This window comes from Pirellulales bacterium, assembly GCA_035656635.1.
Taxonomy (GTDB): Bacteria; Planctomycetota; Planctomycetia; order Pirellulales; family JADZDJ01; genus DATJYL01.
In genome coordinates this window covers 1-17,861 of record DASRSD010000078.1, presented here as the reverse complement: position 1 = coordinate 17,861, position 17,861 = coordinate 1, and the positions used below count along the sequence as shown (strand labels likewise).

14 protein-coding genes and 1 tRNA gene are annotated in these 17,861 nt (G+C 56.8%); 3 read left to right on the top strand and 12 right to left on the bottom strand.

The annotated features are described in order from the left end of the window. Window positions 1-287: 287 nt before the first annotated feature. Entirely contained in the window at window positions 288-1,172 is an 885-nt protein-coding gene (locus VFE46_07345) for a class I SAM-dependent methyltransferase (GenBank protein ID HZZ27809.1), read from the bottom strand. Window positions 1,173-1,185: 13 nt separating this feature from the next. Beyond that, window positions 1,186-2,478 (bottom strand): aminotransferase class I/II-fold pyridoxal phosphate-dependent enzyme, encoded by a 1,293-nt coding sequence (locus VFE46_07340; GenBank protein ID HZZ27808.1) that lies wholly within the window; start codon window positions 2,476-2,478, stop codon window positions 1,186-1,188. 175 nt (window positions 2,479-2,653) lie between these two features. Between VFE46_07340 and VFE46_07335 the strand changes: the two genes are divergently transcribed. Next, window positions 2,654-4,183 (top strand): class I adenylate-forming enzyme family protein, encoded by a 1,530-nt coding sequence (locus VFE46_07335; GenBank protein ID HZZ27807.1) that lies wholly within the window; start codon window positions 2,654-2,656, stop codon window positions 4,181-4,183. Between the two features lie 24 nt (window positions 4,184-4,207). On the opposite strand, the gene VFE46_07330 is transcribed toward VFE46_07335, so the two are convergent. From VFE46_07330 to rpsB, 7 genes are all read right to left on the bottom strand, one after another. Continuing rightward, window positions 4,208-6,400, bottom strand: a complete 2,193-nt coding sequence (locus VFE46_07330; GenBank protein HZZ27806.1) for a peptidylprolyl isomerase — start codon at window positions 6,398-6,400, stop codon at window positions 4,208-4,210. 268 nt (window positions 6,401-6,668) lie between these two features. Further along, a complete protein-coding gene (locus tag VFE46_07325) occupies window positions 6,669-8,918 on the bottom strand; it encodes a tetratricopeptide repeat protein (GenBank protein HZZ27805.1) in 2,250 nt (749 codons plus the stop codon). Window positions 8,919-9,086: 168 nt separating this feature from the next. Next, complete coding sequence (locus tag VFE46_07320) at window positions 9,087-9,359, bottom strand: hypothetical protein (GenBank protein ID HZZ27804.1); 273 nt, start codon at window positions 9,357-9,359, stop codon at window positions 9,087-9,089. A gap of 22 nt (window positions 9,360-9,381) precedes the next feature. Further along, window positions 9,382-9,942 (bottom strand): ribosome recycling factor, encoded by a 561-nt coding sequence (gene frr, locus VFE46_07315; protein ID HZZ27803.1) that lies wholly within the window; start codon window positions 9,940-9,942, stop codon window positions 9,382-9,384. A gap of 72 nt (window positions 9,943-10,014) precedes the next feature. After that, window positions 10,015-10,776 (bottom strand): UMP kinase, encoded by a 762-nt coding sequence (pyrH, locus tag VFE46_07310; GenBank protein HZZ27802.1) that lies wholly within the window; start codon window positions 10,774-10,776, stop codon window positions 10,015-10,017. Between the two features lie 88 nt (window positions 10,777-10,864). Continuing rightward, the gene (gene tsf / locus VFE46_07305) at window positions 10,865-11,692 is read right to left on the bottom strand and encodes a translation elongation factor Ts (protein HZZ27801.1); all 828 of its coding nucleotides are present in this window, start codon (window positions 11,690-11,692) and stop codon (window positions 10,865-10,867) included. A 74-nt stretch (window positions 11,693-11,766) separates the two neighbouring features. After that, complete coding sequence (rpsB, locus tag VFE46_07300; GenBank protein HZZ27800.1) at window positions 11,767-12,546, bottom strand: 30S ribosomal protein S2; 780 nt, start codon at window positions 12,544-12,546, stop codon at window positions 11,767-11,769. Window positions 12,547-12,893: 347 nt separating this feature from the next. Between rpsB and VFE46_07295 the strand changes: the two genes are divergently transcribed. Together VFE46_07295 and VFE46_07290 are read left to right on the top strand one after the other, a co-directional pair. After that, entirely contained in the window at window positions 12,894-13,934 is a 1,041-nt protein-coding gene (locus VFE46_07295) for an RluA family pseudouridine synthase (protein HZZ27799.1), read from the top strand. A 195-nt stretch (window positions 13,935-14,129) separates the two neighbouring features. Then, window positions 14,130-16,091 (top strand): radical SAM protein, encoded by a 1,962-nt coding sequence (locus tag VFE46_07290; GenBank protein HZZ27798.1) that lies wholly within the window; start codon window positions 14,130-14,132, stop codon window positions 16,089-16,091. Between the two features lie 42 nt (window positions 16,092-16,133). Here VFE46_07290 and VFE46_07285 read toward each other — a convergent pair whose 3' ends face one another. From VFE46_07285 to VFE46_07275, 3 genes are all read right to left on the bottom strand, one after another. Then, a complete protein-coding gene (locus VFE46_07285) occupies window positions 16,134-16,715 on the bottom strand; it encodes a hypothetical protein (GenBank protein HZZ27797.1) in 582 nt (193 codons plus the stop codon). A 165-nt stretch (window positions 16,716-16,880) separates the two neighbouring features. After that, a tRNA-Gln gene (locus VFE46_07280) sits at window positions 16,881-16,951 on the bottom strand. Between the two features lie 280 nt (window positions 16,952-17,231). Next, a partial coding sequence (locus VFE46_07275; protein HZZ27796.1) for a hypothetical protein occupies window positions 17,232-17,861 on the bottom strand: 630 nt, incomplete at its 5' end.

The following is a 17,861-nucleotide window of genomic DNA, read 5'->3' as shown; positions in this document are numbered from 1 at the left end:
TGTTGGAGTCTGCATTCGAATTTGAATTTCGGCAGTCATTTGTCGTTCGCGTTCAGTCGTTTGTCACTGGGCCGTTGCCGGTTGGTCAGATTGTGCGCTTCACGCGGGCGTCGGCCGGCCCCCTTAAAGTCAGGGAGCACGGCGGCCCGATACGCATGTTACGGCTGTGGGTCTCCACATTTGAATCCAATTCAAATGCGGACAGCCAATTTGGAGGGTTCTTGTCCCGGCGAGCAAGAACCCTCTTTTTTTGCGCGCACGCCAAACGGCACACACGCCGTTGCACATTATAAAGCGATAGGCGTCGGAATTGTAGATGCCGCCAGCTCAATGGGACTGCCGCCCAAAGCGAGTAAATTTACCGGTTTTGCGGCGGGCAGCGGGACATTTTCGCGTTCCAAAATGGCAATCAGACTCACGCCGCGGCGATAACCGGCCGACGGACGGTCGATGGAGCGGAGCAATCGTCGCGCCTCACCTGCGAAGTACTTTTCCAGCATGGAATTGATTGGCGCCGCCGGCAGCGCAAAATCCGTATTTGCTTCTCCGGAGCTCCGCCCGCGCCAGTGATTCACCGCCCGAACGGCGCGAACCAGCGGATAAAGTCGACGGTTAAAATACGACACTAACCGCGGCTTTACCGGCAGCCCAGCCCAGACGGCGGCCAGCGAATGGTCGTCGTACCGGCGATAATGGCCAAAGGCCACATCGTGCGGGCTCCATAACCGCATGTCGGCCGGCACGGTAATCAAAATTTGGGCGCCGGCGGGACACGCGGCCACAATGCTGGCCAGCAATTTGCGATCGTCGGCCACATGCTCCAGCACATCGGTCAGCATCACGACGGCTGCTTTGCGCAGAAATCCTGCCACATCTTGTGGTGCAAATCCGCACACAAAAAAAATGTCGGGAAACCGCCGGCGGGCCAAACTAATGGCCTCGGCCGAAGTATCAATGCCCACGCACTGATATTCCTCCGCCAGCGCCGCCAAATTGGCGCCGGTGCCGCAACCGATATCGACGACAACCTTTCGATCCGCAAGCTCCGCGGTCGCCGCTTTTGAATTTGGCGCAATGGTGCGAACCAATTCGCGCAGAATTTGGCGCCGAGCGACAAACCACCAGTGCCGCTGTTCAATTTGCGCATGAAGTTGGAATTGTTCCGACTGCATGCACAAGTGTAGGTTACGCCTGAGCCGGCGTTTGTCGGCCAGATACAGAGGCCGGATGGGAAGAACCACCCGGTTTGGGATCGCTGCCCAAAGTGCGGCCAATGTTTCGCACCGCTTGCCGAATGCGGTTGTCGTTTTCGACGAGCGCCATCCGCAAATAGCCTTCGCCGGCCGGCCCGAACCCGGCGCCGGGGCTGACTACCACATCGGCCTCTTCCAGCAGCTTCATGGCGAAATCGAGCGATCCCATTTTTGCCCAGGGCTCGGGAATTTTCGCCCACACGAACATGCTGGCCCGGGGCGGCGTAACATTCCAGCCGATGCGATTCAACCCTTCGCACAGCACATCGCGCCGGTGTTGATATTCCTTCGCTTGCGCTTCCACGGCCGATTCGCAATGCCGCAGCGCCATAATCGCGGCAATTTGCATGGGCCGAAACATGCCGTAATCGTAGTACGCCTTAATGGTGCCCAGCGCCCGAATAATTTCCGCATTGCCTGCGCAATAACCAATTCGCCAGCCCGCCATGCTGAAGCCTTTGCTCATCGTGGTGAATTCCACGGCCACTTCTTTGGCGCCCGGCACCGACAACAAGCTGGGCGCTTGATAACCGTCGAAACACACATCGGCATATGCCAAATCGCTAATGAGAATGAACCCATATTTGCGGGCCAGCTTGACCGCTTCGACATAAAAGGGGGGATCGATGGTCACCGTCGAAGGATTGTGCGGATAGTTCAAAATCACCATTTTCGGCCGCGGCTCGATGTGCTGACAAATGTAAGCCACGTTCGACAGGAATTTGTCGCTGTCGGCCACTTCCAGCGTAATGGCATTTCCGGAAGCCAGCGACACGGCGTACATGTGGGCCGGATACGTCGGCGCCGGCACAATGGCGGTATCGCCGGGGCCAATGAGCGCCAGGCACAAATGGCTGAAGCCTTCTTTGGAGCCCAGCGTAACAATTAATTCGCTTTCCGGGTCCAGCCGAACGCCCCACTTTTTCAGATACCGGCTGGCCACTTCACGCCGCAATTGCATGATTCCCAGCGACGGACTGTACCCATGATTCTTAGAATCGTGCGCTGCTTCGGCCAACTTTTCGATAATCAAATCAGCCGGCGGATCGGTGGGATTTCCCATGCCCATGTCAACTACGTCGTCGCCGGCCCGGCGCTTCTGGTACATCAGTTGATTCAGCCGGGCGAACAAATAAGCGGGCAAGCGCTTCATTCGCTCGGCCAATTGAATTTGAAACGGCCGCAAATCGTCAACCGGTTCGGGCTTTTCTTCTGCGTGCGACATGGTTACGAATGTTACCGCCAGCGATGCTTTTTATGGAAATGGGCAGGCCTGCGCGCCAAAGCGCACCCCTTCAAATATAGACTGGTGAGAGCCATTGTAACACGGTAGTCTACTCGGATTCCGCTTCCCACCACTCGCGGAAGAACACCGGCCGTGTCATTTCAGTGAGGATTTTATGTCTTTGGCGACTTTACTGCGCGATTCCGAGCGCCGCTGGCCTAATAAGGCTGCCTTGTGGTTTGCCGGACGGTCGTGGACATTTCGCGAGCTGGATGATGCCACCGGACGCATTGCCGCCGCTTTATCTGCCGCCGGCGTGCAGACAGGCGACCGCGTGGCAATGTTCACGCCCAATTGCATCGAACTGGTGCTGGGCTATTTCGGCATTTTCAAAATCGGAGCGATTGCGGTTCCGCTGAACTACCGCTACCGCCCAGAGGAAGCTGAATATGCGCTCGCGCATTGCGGCGCCACGACGCTCATCGTTCACGAAAAGCTTCTGGACGAAGTGGATTCGCTACCGCTGGCCGGAATGGGAATTTCGCGAGGTTATGTCATCGGCGGGGCAAAGAATCTACCGTTCCTGCCATTCGAAACGCTCCTGAATAGTTCCGCCTCCGCAAATGCGCCACAACCCAGCGGCGACAATCAACCGGCCACCATTCTCTATACCTCCGGCAGCACGGCGAAGCCAAAAGGCGTGACGCATTCGTATCAGTCCATTTGGAATAACTGCGCCATCCAGACGCACAGCTTTGCCTTAACCCCGGATGACGTGCACCTGGTTTCCACGGCCGCCTGCCATTGTGCGGCCTTTGGCGGGCAACTGTTGCCCAGCCTGTGGTCGGGCGGAACTTGTGTGCTCACTCATGTGCCCCAGCCAGACGAATTCGTGGCGGCCATTGAAACCTACGGGGTCACCCGCACCCAAATGTTGCCGGCAAGTTTGGAGGACATTGTGGAATACCTGGAGCACAAGCCCGGCGCCCAATTGCAAAGCTGGCGCGTGTGCACGGCCGGCGGCGATGTAGTGCCCATCGAATTGCAACAACGGTTTAAGAAGTTGACCGGTTTTGAGGTCACGGAGTTGTACGGCATGACCGAGGCGGTCACCACATTTACCAATCCGCCGTTCGGCGCCAAGCGGTTCGGCTCGTTTGGCAAGCCGGTCGACCAAACGCAAGGCCGCATTGTCGATGTCCAAGGGAATGATTTGCCCCCCGATCAACCGGGCGAGCTGATTGTGCAAACTCCGTCCATGCTGCTAGGTTATTGGAACGATCCGGCTGCTACGGCTGCCGCAATTCGCGACGGCTGGCTTTACACCGGCGATTTGGCGCGGCGCGATGCCGACGGTTACTTCTGGTTTGTGGGCCGGAAAAAAGAAATTATCATTCGCGCCGGCTCGAACATTTCGCCCATGGAAATTGAAAGCGTGCTCGATTCGCACCATGCGGTGCATCTGAGCGGCGTGGTCGGCAAGCAGGATGCCCATTTCGGGCAAATTGTAATTGCCTACGTTCAGCTCCGCGACGATGCCTCGGTAAAGCCCACGGAAGCGGAGTTGCGGCAATTTGTTGCCGAGCGAATTGCCGCTTACAAAGTGCCGGAGCGAATCCACGTAGTGGCGCAATTGCCTCTCAACTCGACCGGCAAAGTCGATCGCCAGCAATTGCACGCCGTTGTGCAACAGGAATCGGCATAACCCGCGTGGCGCAATGCCACTACTTTATCGCGTTGTGCCCGACGAATTGTAGACGGAGCCCGATCGCGGCTGATCGGAATCGGGCGGTGAGCCGGAATTCGATCGTGAATTGGACGGCGACGCGGTTTGGGTGGTCGGCGGAGTGCGCGGCATCAAGCCCGTGGTTTCGTAAGCCGCCGGAACGGTAGCATCGTCAGTGATGGAGCGGCCGCCGGGACCAGTCAGGCCCAACTTGTCGGGCGAAGCGGGTCCGGTGGACGAAATGCCACTTCCGCGGGCACCGGCCTTGGCCTCATTGCGCTGCGGCGAGTGCGAGGTGCCGGCCAGGTAGTTGTCGATATTCGCTTCGTCCTTCAAGCGGTCGAACTCGCTCGACATTTTCAGCCGCAACTTCTTCTCGTGCACGTCTTCGTAAATCAGGCTTTTCACTTCGTCTTTGCGCACCTGAACGGGCTTGGTGAAATCTTCCAAGTACAAAATGACGAACTTATCGGTCACTTGCACAATGCCGGAGATTTCTCCCGGCTTCAGATTGAATGCTTCGCGCTCCAAATCGGGCTGGCCGCCGTAGCGGCGGATGGGGGGCACGCGTCCTTCGTTGGCGCGGCTGGCCGGTTCGATGGAATACTGCTCCGCCAGCTTGCCGAAGAAATCGACCGACGGGTTATCGCGCGCTTTCTGCCATACTTCCTGGGCCCGACGCTGCGTATCGAGCACAATGGCCCGCACCTGCGCTTTCTTCCCGTAATTGGCGTCATAGCCCCGATCGATGTCGTCGTCCGTAACTTTCACGTCGCCCACGATGAGCTTCAGTGCCGTGCTGGGCCACACGGCATCGTGCATGTATTTGTCCATGGTCAGACCGCCGTCAGTAATCATTTTCAGCCAGGCGTCGACATCGGGCTTGCCGTCGGTTTTCAATTTGCCGGCGGAGACAGCCGCTCGGCCAATTTCCGCATCGAGCTCCTGCTGGGTGACGTTAATGTGCTTTCGCTTGAGCTCCTGTTCCAGCAATTTACGGTGAATCATTACTTCCAGCACCTGGTCGCCGTGGCGATCGATGCACGCTTCCGCCAGTTCGCGAATGGTAATGGCCTTGCCGTTAATGGTGGCGGCCACGCCGGGCATTTGCGTCCGCTTTTGGGGATCGTTGTACACGTTCACCACTTGCGATTCATTTTGCAGCTTTTTGAACACTTCGCTGGCCACGGAGCGTAGCTTCCGATCGCGTACAAATTCCTTCAATCGCGCCATCACTTGTTCTTTTTGGAATCCTGACGGAGCGGTTTGCCCTTCGCACTTGAGAATGACGAATTGATTGTGGACTTCAATCACCGGCGAAACTTCTCCTTCCTTCATTTTGAAGGCCGTTGCTTCCACTTGCGGGTCGCCAATGTGCTTGCGAATCGGCTGGATCAGCCCGCCTACGCTGGCGCTGTTGCTGTCGATGCTGTATTTGCGGGCCAGCATTTCAAAATCGGCGGGGTTGGCGGCGGCCCGGGCCTGCACGTCGCGGGCTTTGTCGGCCTTGTCGAGCACAATCAGCCGGGCTTTTACGGCCGTGCCGTATTCCGCCTCGAAGGCGTCATCCAGTTCTTGCTCGGTGGGTTCAATGCGCGAGGCCGCTAATTTTCGCAGGGCCAGCGTGGGCATGATAATGTCGTCGGCGTATTGCTCCGGCTTAATGCCCCGCTCCTGCTTGAGCATTTGCAGCCATTGATCGACGGGAATGGAAAACTGCTTGGCCATGCGGGCAATTTCCTCGTCGACATCTTGCTTGCTAATTTTAATGCCTTGCTTTTCGCAATAGGTGAGAATCAAGTATTTGTTCATCACCGTTTCCAGCACTTCCTTGCCGTATTGCGAAAGGCACTGCTGGGCCAATTCCTGGCGATGAATTTCCTCGCTGTTCACCACGGCCACGGTTTGCTGTTGCGACGAAGTGGCGTTGGCGTCTTGCGTGGCTCCAGGATTGCCTGGCGCGGGGGCCGAGCTATGCGCCGTAGGGCCACTGCCGGAAGATGTGGCATTCGCGGAACGGGAACCAAGATTGATGGTGCTGCGGCCGGTGGGAGATTGCGCGCCGGCTTGCTCGCGTCCGCCAATAGCGCGAATCAAAACGCAAACGGTCACCACGGCAATCGAGCTGCTGGCCACCAGAAAGCGACGCTTCCACTTTCCCCGGCGCAATTCCGGGGTTGCATCCTTGCGTGTCATGACGGTTTCTCCATAAACCGTTTGAGAACTGGGTCGGTCCAGGCAGGCGGATCGCGATCCCTTCCCTCCTGGAAAGGATGGCAGCGAAGCACCTCACTTGTGCTCCGCCAATACCGCCGCCTGCTGTGAGGACGGAACTATAGGGCGGATGCGGGGCAGAGGTCAAGAGAATTTGGTCCGCTCACGCAGGCGGCGTTTTCCCGCCAAATTCCCCGGCCCGCCGAGCTTTCCTGAGAATCAGCGATGCCTTTAGGAATCCCAACGTAACTTACCGCTGCATCGGGGTCTCAAACGCAGCCTGTTGCACGGCATTTCGGTCCAGAGTGCTAGCTTCGTAGGTCTTCAGCCAGGTTTGAATTTGCTCCGCCTGAGATTTCTCCCCGGTCGAACGGGCGATTTCTTCGGCCGCTTGGGCGGCTTGCACGGCCAGATCGTGTTGATGGGATTGCGCATACGCAATGGCCAGGTTCAAGGCACACACCAAGTCGTGCGGCGTTTGACGAAGCACTTCCTGAAAGTGCTCCACCGCCTCTTGCGGGCGGCGCGTGCCCAATAAGGCGATTCCTAGATTGAATTGTGCTTCTGCATCATGTGGCGTCAGCCGCACGGCAGTTCGATATTGATCCATTGCCGGTTCGGTTCGCCCCAGGCCCATCAATGCGGCGCCGAGAATGTTATGTGCTTGGGCCAAGTTAGGGTTTAACCGCAAGGCTTCGACAAGCTCTTCCACGGCTTCGCGATTTCGGCCCGATTGGTGTAGCGCGCTTCCCAAATTGCTGTGCGCTTCTGCGTCGTCGGGGTTCAGCGCCAGCGCCGCTTGAAAATGCTGTGTTGCCGCCCGGCGTTGTCCATGTTCCAGAAGCAAGGTGCCCCAGTTGTTGTGGGCGTCGGCATCATTGGGATTGAGCTGAAGTGCCAACTGATATTGCTCTACCGCGGACTGCGGCTGGCCCGATTTGGCCAGGGCCACTCCCAAATAATTATGGGCCTGCGCATATTCGGGCTTCAGATCGATCGCTTGTTGGTATTGCGCAATCGCTTGCTCGATGCGGTTGCTTTCCACCAGTGCCGTTCCCAAATTCACCAGCGCCTCGGGATAATTAGCTTTCAGCCGGAGCGCCGCCTGATATTCGGCCATTGCCTCGTCCAAGTGGCCAGCCTGCTGCAGGGCGTTGCCCAGGTTGTTGTGGGCGAGCCAACAATCGGGATTTTTTGCCAGGGTGTCGCGGTAAAGAGTGTCGGCGTTGGCAAACAGCCGGCTGTGCTGCCATGACAATAACATCAACATCGCCAAGATTGCCGCCGCTATGCCTCCGGCTGCACGGCGAGCGAAGCTTTCTTTCCATAGCGAGGCAACTTTCCACGCGATTGCCGTCATCAGTGCGATGAATGCCGCCGCTGCGTGATACTGGAAGTGATCGGCGACAAACGAGAACCGTTGGAAGCAGACGTTAAAAACCCCCAACACGGGAAATAATAGCCCGACAAAAATGAGCGTCCCCGCCAGCGGCCCCCGGCCAATTTTTCGCCGCGCCAGCCACAGCGCGGCTGTCACCAGCAGCACCGCCAGCGGCAACATCCACTGCCACAGGGATGCCGAATCAACCGTCCACCGCGGATAAATAAACGCTAGCGGCTGCGGCCAAAATAGTTTGCCGGCATAGAACCACACGGCCCGGCCGGCAATTATAAACCGTTTCCCCAGCGCCGGCGCCCAATCGGCGCTTCCCGCTCCGTTGTACGCTGTTTCAATCCAGAGGGTGACCGCCGCCAGCGCCAGCCCCAGCGCGAAAAACGGCGTTAGCGGCTTGATGGTGCGCCAGCCAATGCTCCCCTGTTTCCACCAATAAATCACCAATAGCACGGCCGGCAATGCTACGACCTGCGTCTTACTGAGCAGTGCCAACGCAAACAGCAAAAGCGCTGCCGCATATTGCCATCGCCGGGCAGTTTTCGTTGGCGTCCCATTGCTCGAAGCTTCGATGGGCGCAAACCGCAGATAGCACAACATCGAAGCCAGCGCGAAAAACATCGAGAGCGTGTTTTTTCGCTCGGTAATCCAAGCGACCGATTCCACGCACACCGGATGCACCGCAAAAATCGCCGCTGCCAGCCAGCCGCCGGGCACGCGCAATCGAACAAGCAGCCGCCACAGCAAAACCGCACATAGCGCATGCAAGGCAATGTTCATCGCGTGATACCCCAACGGCGAAAGACCCCACAAATGATATTCCACCCAAAACGAGGAATAGACCAGCGTGTAATAGTCGGGCATGGAGCCAATTTCAAACCAAATGCGCCGCAGCCCAGCGGCAGAGCGCAGTGCCGAATTGCCGGTAACGTACACGTCGTCATCCAGCACATCGCTGCCGCGCAGCGCCGGCAGGTAAGCTACGCACACCATCGCCACCAGCAGCAGCGCTGGCAGCCAGATACGCCACTCTAAGTTAATACGCAGCGGCACCCAGTCGCGCAAACTCCACTGAGCTGGAGCCGCCGAGATGGGGCGAGATGCCATTGGCCCAGTTTTCCGCCGTTTTTTCATGGCCCTGTCCGTGAGTTCTCAATTTCCCAAGCGCATTCGGGGCGAGAACTTTAAGCGACAGATGCCGCGGCAACAAGAGAAGCTGCGGTGAGAGATAAAAACGGACAACCAAGATTGCCGTCATCGGCCAAAAATAGCTTGCTATTTATCCGGCGACGAGGAAGGCAAACCCAACCGACTGCGAACTTCTTTGCTGGTCAGAGGGCCCTCTGATTCCAACCGTCGTTGTGAACGTTCCAAAATCGATTGAAACTCAGAGTTCACGCTCAGCATTAAGTTTTCGACATCTTCCTCATTCGCGGGAACAATAGCGGCAACAGTATGACCATCCTGCAGCACAATGACCGGTTCCTGGCTTCCCGAACTGACGTGCGGGGCAATCGCGGCGATCTGAGATAGCTCGATCGTTTTCATGACCTATCATATCGTCGCCGCGTTACTGCTCCATCACTTCGGTTTCTTTGGCCTTGGCCAAGTCGTTGACCTTGTTTTCATACTGTTTGGTCAACTCTTGAATTTGGTCCTTAGCTTGCTTGCACTCGTCTTCGGTCAGGGTTTTCTCTTTTTCGGCATCGTCGGCCGCCTTGTTGCCGTCACGCCGCACGTTGCGGATGGAAACCCGGGCTTCTTCTCCCATTTCCTTAATGCGGCTGACAAGCTTGCGGCGCACATCGGTCGATAGCGGCGGGATGGCAATGCGAATCACGCGACCGTCGTTCGATGGATTAAACCCCAAATCGCTGGCTCGAATGGATTTTTCAATATCTTTAATGGTGCCCGGGTCAAACGGCCGGATGACAATTTGCGTCGGCTCCGGCGCTCCCACCTGCGCCACCGATTTCAGCACCACCGGCGCGCCGTAAACTTCCACGCGCAGCGAATCGACCAGCCCCGGATTGGCCCGGCCGGTGCGAACCCCGGTGAGCGCGTGCTTGAACACGCCGGCGGCTTTTTCCATCCGTTCTTCGACGTCAAAGATAATTTCTTCCGTAGACATGCCGAGGCGATAACTCCACTGGATAATCTTACTCGTTTACTCTGATCTCTCGTCCCTCGCCCCTTGGACCCTTTACTTTGCCACTTGTTCACCGCGCTGGCTGGAAATGATGGTGCCCACCCGCTCGCCGCGCACGGCCCGTTCGATGTTCCCTTCCTTCTTGAAGTTGAACACCACGATGGGCATGTTGTGCTCCATGCACTGGGCAATGGCGGTGGGATCCATCACCCGCAAATTTTGATCGCGCACCTGGGAATAACTTAATTCGCGGTACAGCAGGGCGTGTGGGTTTTTTTCCGGATCGTCGCTGTACACGCCGTCTACCCGGGTGGCCTTCAGCAGCACGTCGGCTCCCATTTCCAGGGCCCGTTGGGCGGCGGCGGTATCGGTGGTTACAAACGGGCTGCCGGTGCCGGCGGCCAGAATGACGATGCGCCCTTTTTCCAAATGGCGGCGAGCCCGGCGACGAATGTACGGCTCCGCCACGCCATCCATGCGCACCGCCGACAGCAGCCGTGTTTCGGCTCCCAAACTTTCCAGCGCATCTTGCAGCGCCAGCCCGTTGATTACCGTGGCCAGCATGCCCATGTAGTGGGCCGTGGCTTCCTGAATGCTTTCGCCGGCCGCGGCGGTGAATTGCGCGCCGCGCAAAATGTTGCCGCCGCCGATGACAATGGCAATTTCGACGCCTCGCTGCGCCGCTTGGTAGGTTTGCCGGGCGGTGTGAATCACTTCGTCCATGCTGATGCCCCGTTCCCGAGCATGGCAAAATGTTTCGCCCGAAAGCTTAAGCACCACACGGCGGAAGGTAGGAGATGATGGATCGGAACTCATAGGGATTCGCTTGATGAATTAGGATGGCGGCCGGCGCTGAAAACTGCGGCACTTTGGTAATCCTACCTCATAAATCCTGCATCCTACATCACTTTCCCAACTCCCAGTGCACTAAGCGTTTGATCGTTAACTTAGCTTCCTTGGCCAGTTGGCCGACTGTTTTTTTGTCGTCCTTCACAAACGGCTGCTCCAAGAGCACTCGCTCACTGTAGAAGTTGCGCAACCGGCCTTCCACCATTTTTTCGATGATATTTTCCGGCTTGCCTTCCTGGCGGGCTGCCTCAGCCAGAATTTCCCGTTCTTTGGCAACCACGACCGGATCAAGCTCCTCCTTGGTGACGGCTTGCGGACGCATGGCCGCCGTGTGCATGGCAATATCTTTGATGACTTCCGGAGTGCCCCCTTCCACTTCCATTAGCACGCCGCTGGCGCCGTTGTGGTGCACATAGCCGCCGCTGGGGCCGTCGAACCGGACAATGCGGGCCAGGTTGAACACTTCGCGGATTTTGTTGGCCAGCTCGTCCTTTTGCTCGGCCAGCGTTTTGCCCGGCATGTTGGGCGAGGGTTGCTTCCATAAATCTTCCGGCGTTTTGGCGCCGGGACCGGTGGCCAGTTGCTGGGCCAAGCCGCTCGCCAGAGCCAAAAATTCCTCATTGTTGGCCACTGGCGCGCTTTCGCACCGCAGCTCGATCATGGCGGCGACTTTTTTTCCCGCATCAATGTATTGGGCAATGCGGCCGGACGAAGTTTCCCGACCGGAACGCGATTCCATGGTCTTCTTGCCTTGCTTGCGCAACCAATCGACGGCCGCGTTTTCGTCGCCGCCGGAAAACTCCAGGGCTTTCTTGCACTCCATCATCGGCAAGTTCGTTTTATCGCGAAGCGCCTTGACGGCGGCGGCGGAAACTTCGGGCATCTTCAACTCCCTGCAGCGTATGGAAAGGATAATTCGCGCAAGAAAACGGCGCTTCGCCGTGGGCGGCGGTAGCGCTATTCTTCTTCTGGTTCTGATCCGCCGACGCTGGCGGCCGCCATCATGCCTTCCTGCTTTTGCTGCTTTTGCGTGGCAGCGGCGGTCTTTCCTTCCAGCACGGCGTCGGCCAGTTGCTGGAGCACAATTTCGATCGACCGAATGCTGTCATCGTTGCCGGGAATGGGCAAATCAATCTTATCCGGATCACAATCCGTATCGATCAGCGCCAGCGTCGTAATGCCCAACTTGTTGGCTTCGCGCACGGCGTTGTGTTCTTTCTTGGGGTCAATAATCACCATGCATTCGGGCAAGCGATTCATGGTCCGCATGCCGTTTAAGTTGCGGAACATTTTCCGAAACTCGCGCTTCAGCGCCGATTGCATTTTCTTGGAGTACGTGTCGAACTGCTCCGATTTAATCAGCCCTTCCAGCTCTTCCAACCGGCTCAGCCGATTGCGGATGGTGCGGAAGTTGGTGAGCGTGCCTCCCAGCCAGCGATCGCTGACCCGGGGTTGGTTGCAACGCACGGCTTCGCGCTCAATGGGCTCCGAAGCCTGGCGCTTGGTGCCCACGAATAAAATCAGGCTGCCGCCTGCGGAAACCTGCTTCAGATATTTTTTCGCCCGCAACAATCCGCGGATGGTTTCCTTGACGTCAATAATGTGAATCAGATTTCGGCGGCCGTAAATGTAGGGCCGCATTTTGGGGTTCCAACGGCTGGCTCGATGGCCGAAGTGAACTCCGGCTTCAACCAACTCCTTGGCTGAAACATTGGGTTTAGCAGTGACCGTAGACAAACCGTTCTCCTGTGGCGTGGCACACCGGCTCTGGCTGGAAAATCCAGTCGGAACGATCTACGTTCCGCGTCCGGCGTTGGGCATTCGGGCGGTTCAAGTAATGACTTGTGCCACGGTGGAAACACTCCACGTGGCAAGCGCTTCATGCTATCAATTGTAGCGAAATGCGTCAATTGGGGCCTGTAATCCGCACAGCTTATCGCCGTGAACTAAAGAACCGCATAGACCAATGCCGCCGCTGCGTGCTGCCTGAATACAACCAGCCCGGCAGCGGTTAGAATGATAAATTCACTTGCCGCCAAGCATTTCGCCCAGCGGCGCGTTACGTTCCTTCCGCACCGGCCGTCATGGGACGCACCCAACCGAAATCTGCCGCGCAGCTTTTTCATCTCACGCCGGAGTTGGAAAACCAAACTCTGGGGGCCGCCTTGCGCCACTGGTTGCCGAAACTGTCGTGGTCACAAGTGCGAAAAGTAATTGAATCTCGCCGGATCATGGTCAGCGGAAATTTGTGCGTAGATGCCGGCCGGCGATTGAAATCCGACGAAGTGGTCAAGCTCCTTTCGCAGCCAACCGCCGCCCCACCACGGCCAGACGATGTGAAAGTGCAATATCTTGATGCGCACGTTGTCGTCGTGGAAAAACCCTCGGGCATGACCACAAACCGCCATCGTGAAGAACAGCAGTGGGCCAAGCGGCGTCGCCAAATTCAACCTACGCTGGACGAATTATTGCCGCAAATCATCACGCAGATCGAAGGCCGGCGCGGCAAGCGCGGCGTGCCTCCGCCGGTGCGGGCCGTGCATCGCATCGATCGCGACACCAGCGGGCTGGTTGTGTTTGCCCGCACCCATGCCGCGGAGCGCATTCTGGCGCAGCAATTTCGCCAGCACACCACTCAGCGGCGCTATTTGGCGATTGTCGAAGGCGTGGCCAAGGCCCAAACCATTAGCAGCCACTTAGTGCGCGATCGGGGCGATGGCCGCCGCGGCAGCACCGAGGAATCTAACGTGGGCAAGGTGGCCGTGACGCACGTTCAGCCGCTGGAACATCCCACGCTCCTACCGGGAGAGTGTCGGGGCGAGAAAGCCGCCTACACCCTGATTCAATGCCGTTTGGAAACTGGTCGCACGCACCAAATTCGCATTCACCTCTCGGAGCAGGGGCACCCTGTCTGCGGCGAAAAAGTTTATCGCCAATCGAAATTCGGCAAGATCAGCGAAGATGTCAGCGGCGCACCGCGCCTGGCACTCCATGCAGCTGAGTTGGGGTTTGTGCATCCGGTGACGGGCAAACGGTTGCGCTTTCAGGCTGCGCTGCCGCCCGACCTGGCCGATTTTTGGCGACAACTGAAACGGCAAACGTCAGCCGCGAATGAACGCAAATAAACGCGAATTCAGCACGACAAAATGTAGCCACAGATGGACACAGATCAACGATTTGTTACCGACGAATTAATTTCGTGTAGGATTAAAACATCTCTGTTCTCGATCTACGTGCATCCGTGTTTATCTGTGGTCACTGCTTGCTCTTTTGATTTGCGTTCATTCCCGTTCATTTGCGGCTAATTCGTTCCTCTCAAAATGACCAAGCGTTCGATTCTCCTGGTGCAGCTTCCCATTCCGCCGGTCGGGCCGGAGCCGATTCGCGGCAATGTGCCGTTGGCGGCCGGTTATTTGAAAATGTATGCTCGGCGGCGTGGGCTGGAATCGAACTACGAAATCGATTTGCTGCCCACGGCGGAAGCGAACACACTGGGCGACCAAGGCCTGGTGGAAGCTATTCTCAGCCGCCGCCCATGGATGATCGGCTTTACGTGTTATTTGTGGAACATCGAACGCACACTGTGGATTGCCCAGCGCATTCAAGAGCGCCAACCGCAAGTGCGAATTCTGATTGGCGGGCCGGAAGTCACGCTCGATAACCGCTGGGTGCTGGATCATCCGGCGGTCGATTACGCGGCCATTGGCGAAGGAGAGCAAACGTTTGCTGACCTGCTGACGGCGCTCATTGATACCGGCGAACTGACTGCTCCGATTGCTGGATTGATTTGCAATTCCCCGCGACCACCGGTCGCGGCTTTATATTCCCCATCCCGCACTCCGCATTCCCCATTTCTTCCTCGCCAGCCGCTGCCTCACCTGAACGACATTTCCTCGCCGTATTTGGCCGGCATTCTCGACGCCGCCGACGAGCAAATGCTGCTGCTGGAAACCATTCGCGGCTGCATTTTCAAATGCAAGTTTTGTTACTATCCGAAAAGCTACGACGATTTGTACTTTGTCTGTGAGGAAAAAATTGTCGCCAACTTGGAGCACGCCCAGCGGCGTGGCGCGAAGGAAGTGGTGCTGCTGGACCCCACGCTCAACCAGCGGCGGAACTTTCCCGACTTTTTGCGGCTCCTGGCCCGCTGCAATCCCCGGCAGCAATTCACCTACTTCGGCGAATTACGGGCTGAAGGCATTACGCCGCAAGTGGCGGCGCTGTTGCACGAGGCCGGCTTCACCGAAGTGGAAATCGGCCTGCAATCGATCGATCCCTTGGCGATGGAGCTGATGGATCGCCACAACAATTTGCGTTCCTTCGAGCGCGGCGCCCGGGCCATGCTCGATTTGGGCATTAAGGTGAAGGTCGATTTAATCATCGGGCTGCCCGGCGACACGGTCGATTCGGTCCGCCGTGGCATCGAGTACATTCACAACAGCGGCCTGTACAGCCAGGTGCAAGTGTTCAACCTGGCAGTGCTGCCCGGCACCTCGTTTCGACAGGAGGCCGAGCAACTTGGTTTGATCTATCAAGATCGCCCGCCCTATTACGTGCTGCAAACACCAACACTTTCGACCGAGCAAATGTACGACCTGATGGCCGAGGCCGAAGATGCATTTGAAACGGAGTTCGACCCGCTGCCGGAGCCGATGTTACATCAAGCCGTGACCGATGGTCGCGCGGATTGCGAAATCGTTGATACGTGGCACATCGACCTCGACGAATTTACCTCATCACCCGATCACCTCATCATCTGCTCACCTCCACATCTTCGCACGCAGGCCTTCACCCTCTGGTTGCAATCGAGCGATTTTTACCGGCATCGAAAACGCGCGGCCCAATTCGTGGAACAGCTCTTGGCCGACAATCCCTTCACCACGCTGCAGATCGTTTTAGCCCCCGGCTCTGCCGGGGGGTCGGGCAGCGATAGCGGCCATGAAGTTGCCGCTGCTCGGGCTCACTCCTTCCCTTCATCACCCTCTCACCCAATCACCCATTCCATCACTCCCGCCACCTGTGAAACCATCTTTCGAGCCGCCCTGAAACAGCCGACGTATTTAGATTGCTTCTACAGCGTGCAGCCGGGGCGCATGAAGGGGGCCAAACGGCTGATTGTGCTCCTGCCGGCACAATTGCAGGAGGCACTTACCGTCAACAATTCAGACTGGCTCGAAGCAATCGGCCACTACGCGGCCATCGTTTGGCAAGATAACCGTGGCGAATCTCATCCTGAAATTCTCGCCCCAGAGCCCACGATTCTGGTTGCGTCTGACTCCTGACACGGATAACCGTCCACTCACCACTGGCCTCCGACCACGTCTTTATTCTGTTAGTTTCTCGCAGTGGGTTTTGTCGTCGGAGTTAAATAATTCGGCATCGTGGGCAGCGACAAACTTGCGAAAGTTTTCGGTCGTATCTTTCAACACGATGCCGTCTCCTTTGATTTCCCCTTTTTTGACCGCTTGATCTAACACCTTCTTATCTGCTTCCCAAATCGTGAGCCCGTTCGAATCAACCTCGTACTTGAAAACCGCGTATTGAGAAACGCCTTTCAGAATGTCGCTGGCCGATTTCTCTTTGTAATCGTCCACTGGAAATTTGAGCATCACCACGTTGAAATACTTGTGGTCGCCCACCTCCGAGGGAAATGCGAAATTGTGCGTGGGATCAAACTCCGAGTTTCCCTTCACTTTAATGACTTCCATCCACCCCAGCTGCTTGCCGAGGACTCCCTCGCCAATGTGCAGATAGCCCTTTTGACCATTGGCGTCCCGATAAACCCAATCGCCGATCAGGGCCTTGTCGCTTTTGGCCCCTTTCGGGTCGGACAAGGGATTTTCGGAAATAATGCACCCGGCCAGCGGCAGAATTGCGATACCCGCCAGCAGCAGCTTTTTCCACATCGAAGGGCCCTCCCAGGAATGTGTGACACAAGATGCCAAACGCCGGAACCGGCCTTTCTCTGCTTGCGGACGCCGGGCCATTTACACGACCGCCTAGCGCAGCGATCGAGGGCAGGGCGGTAGTCTTAATTCTAACCGCCTGCTGCCTACTGCCTACTTTTCAAGCTACCGGGCAAGGATTCGAACCTTGAATGAGGGAGCCAAAGTCCCTAGTGTTACCGTTACACCACCCGGTAGAATACCTATCTTTGTCTAAGTTGTTTGTTTCCAATAGTTTACGTCGCTTCGTTTCGTGCGTTAGATCGTCATAAGTGGTTATAAATGGTCATAAATAGGTGCCTTTAGGTGCCGTGTTAGGTGCCATTCATCGTGCGATTTACAAAATCCACTTTCTCCACTGCCTAGATAACAAAATCAACGGCTATTCTGCCCTTGATTAAAGCCGATTCTCCACAAAACTCGTTCGCACACTGTCAAACTTCTACCGTTACCTGTCCGTGTAACGATACGTAAGGATTACATCCTAGTAACACTAGGTTCGTCAAGCCTAACCCCATTCGCGACTAGGACCTTTACGCCCGCAAATGGATCGGAGTCCAGCATTCCACAATTCCCGCCCCACCATTTTGAATAGATTGAACTAAGCGTCATCAGATTGCTTTGAACCGTTCGCTCTGACGAGCCAGCGGCTATTCGGCGATCGCGGAATATCTCTGCCATTTCTTTCGTAATCTCAGCCGGCCCATGCGTTTCGGGAAACACTCTTTTCAATGCCCGAACAGCGATCGTGTACCCTTCGATTGTGCCGCTTTGGAGTCCCGACATACGCATTAGGAGGCTCAAGAGTGTGGTTGCATCGTCCCATCCCAAAGGTCGCTTGGAAAACAGGGGCACTTCGACCGGTGCTGCGGGTTCATAATTGCCAAATTCTAGGTACATTTTTCTCACGGCAGCACTATGCGCCCTGCGCACATCACTCTCTTTGGTGCTGATCTCTTTCCGCTTTCCGTCCGGTCCCTTAAAGCGAACAAGATATACCGGATCACGCTGTCGTCTGTGCAGTAAGTATTTGACACGCCGACCATCTTCCAGTTCGCACCGCCCCTGTCGCAAGCGGGTTTGATCGTTCCTCATAGTATAATCACT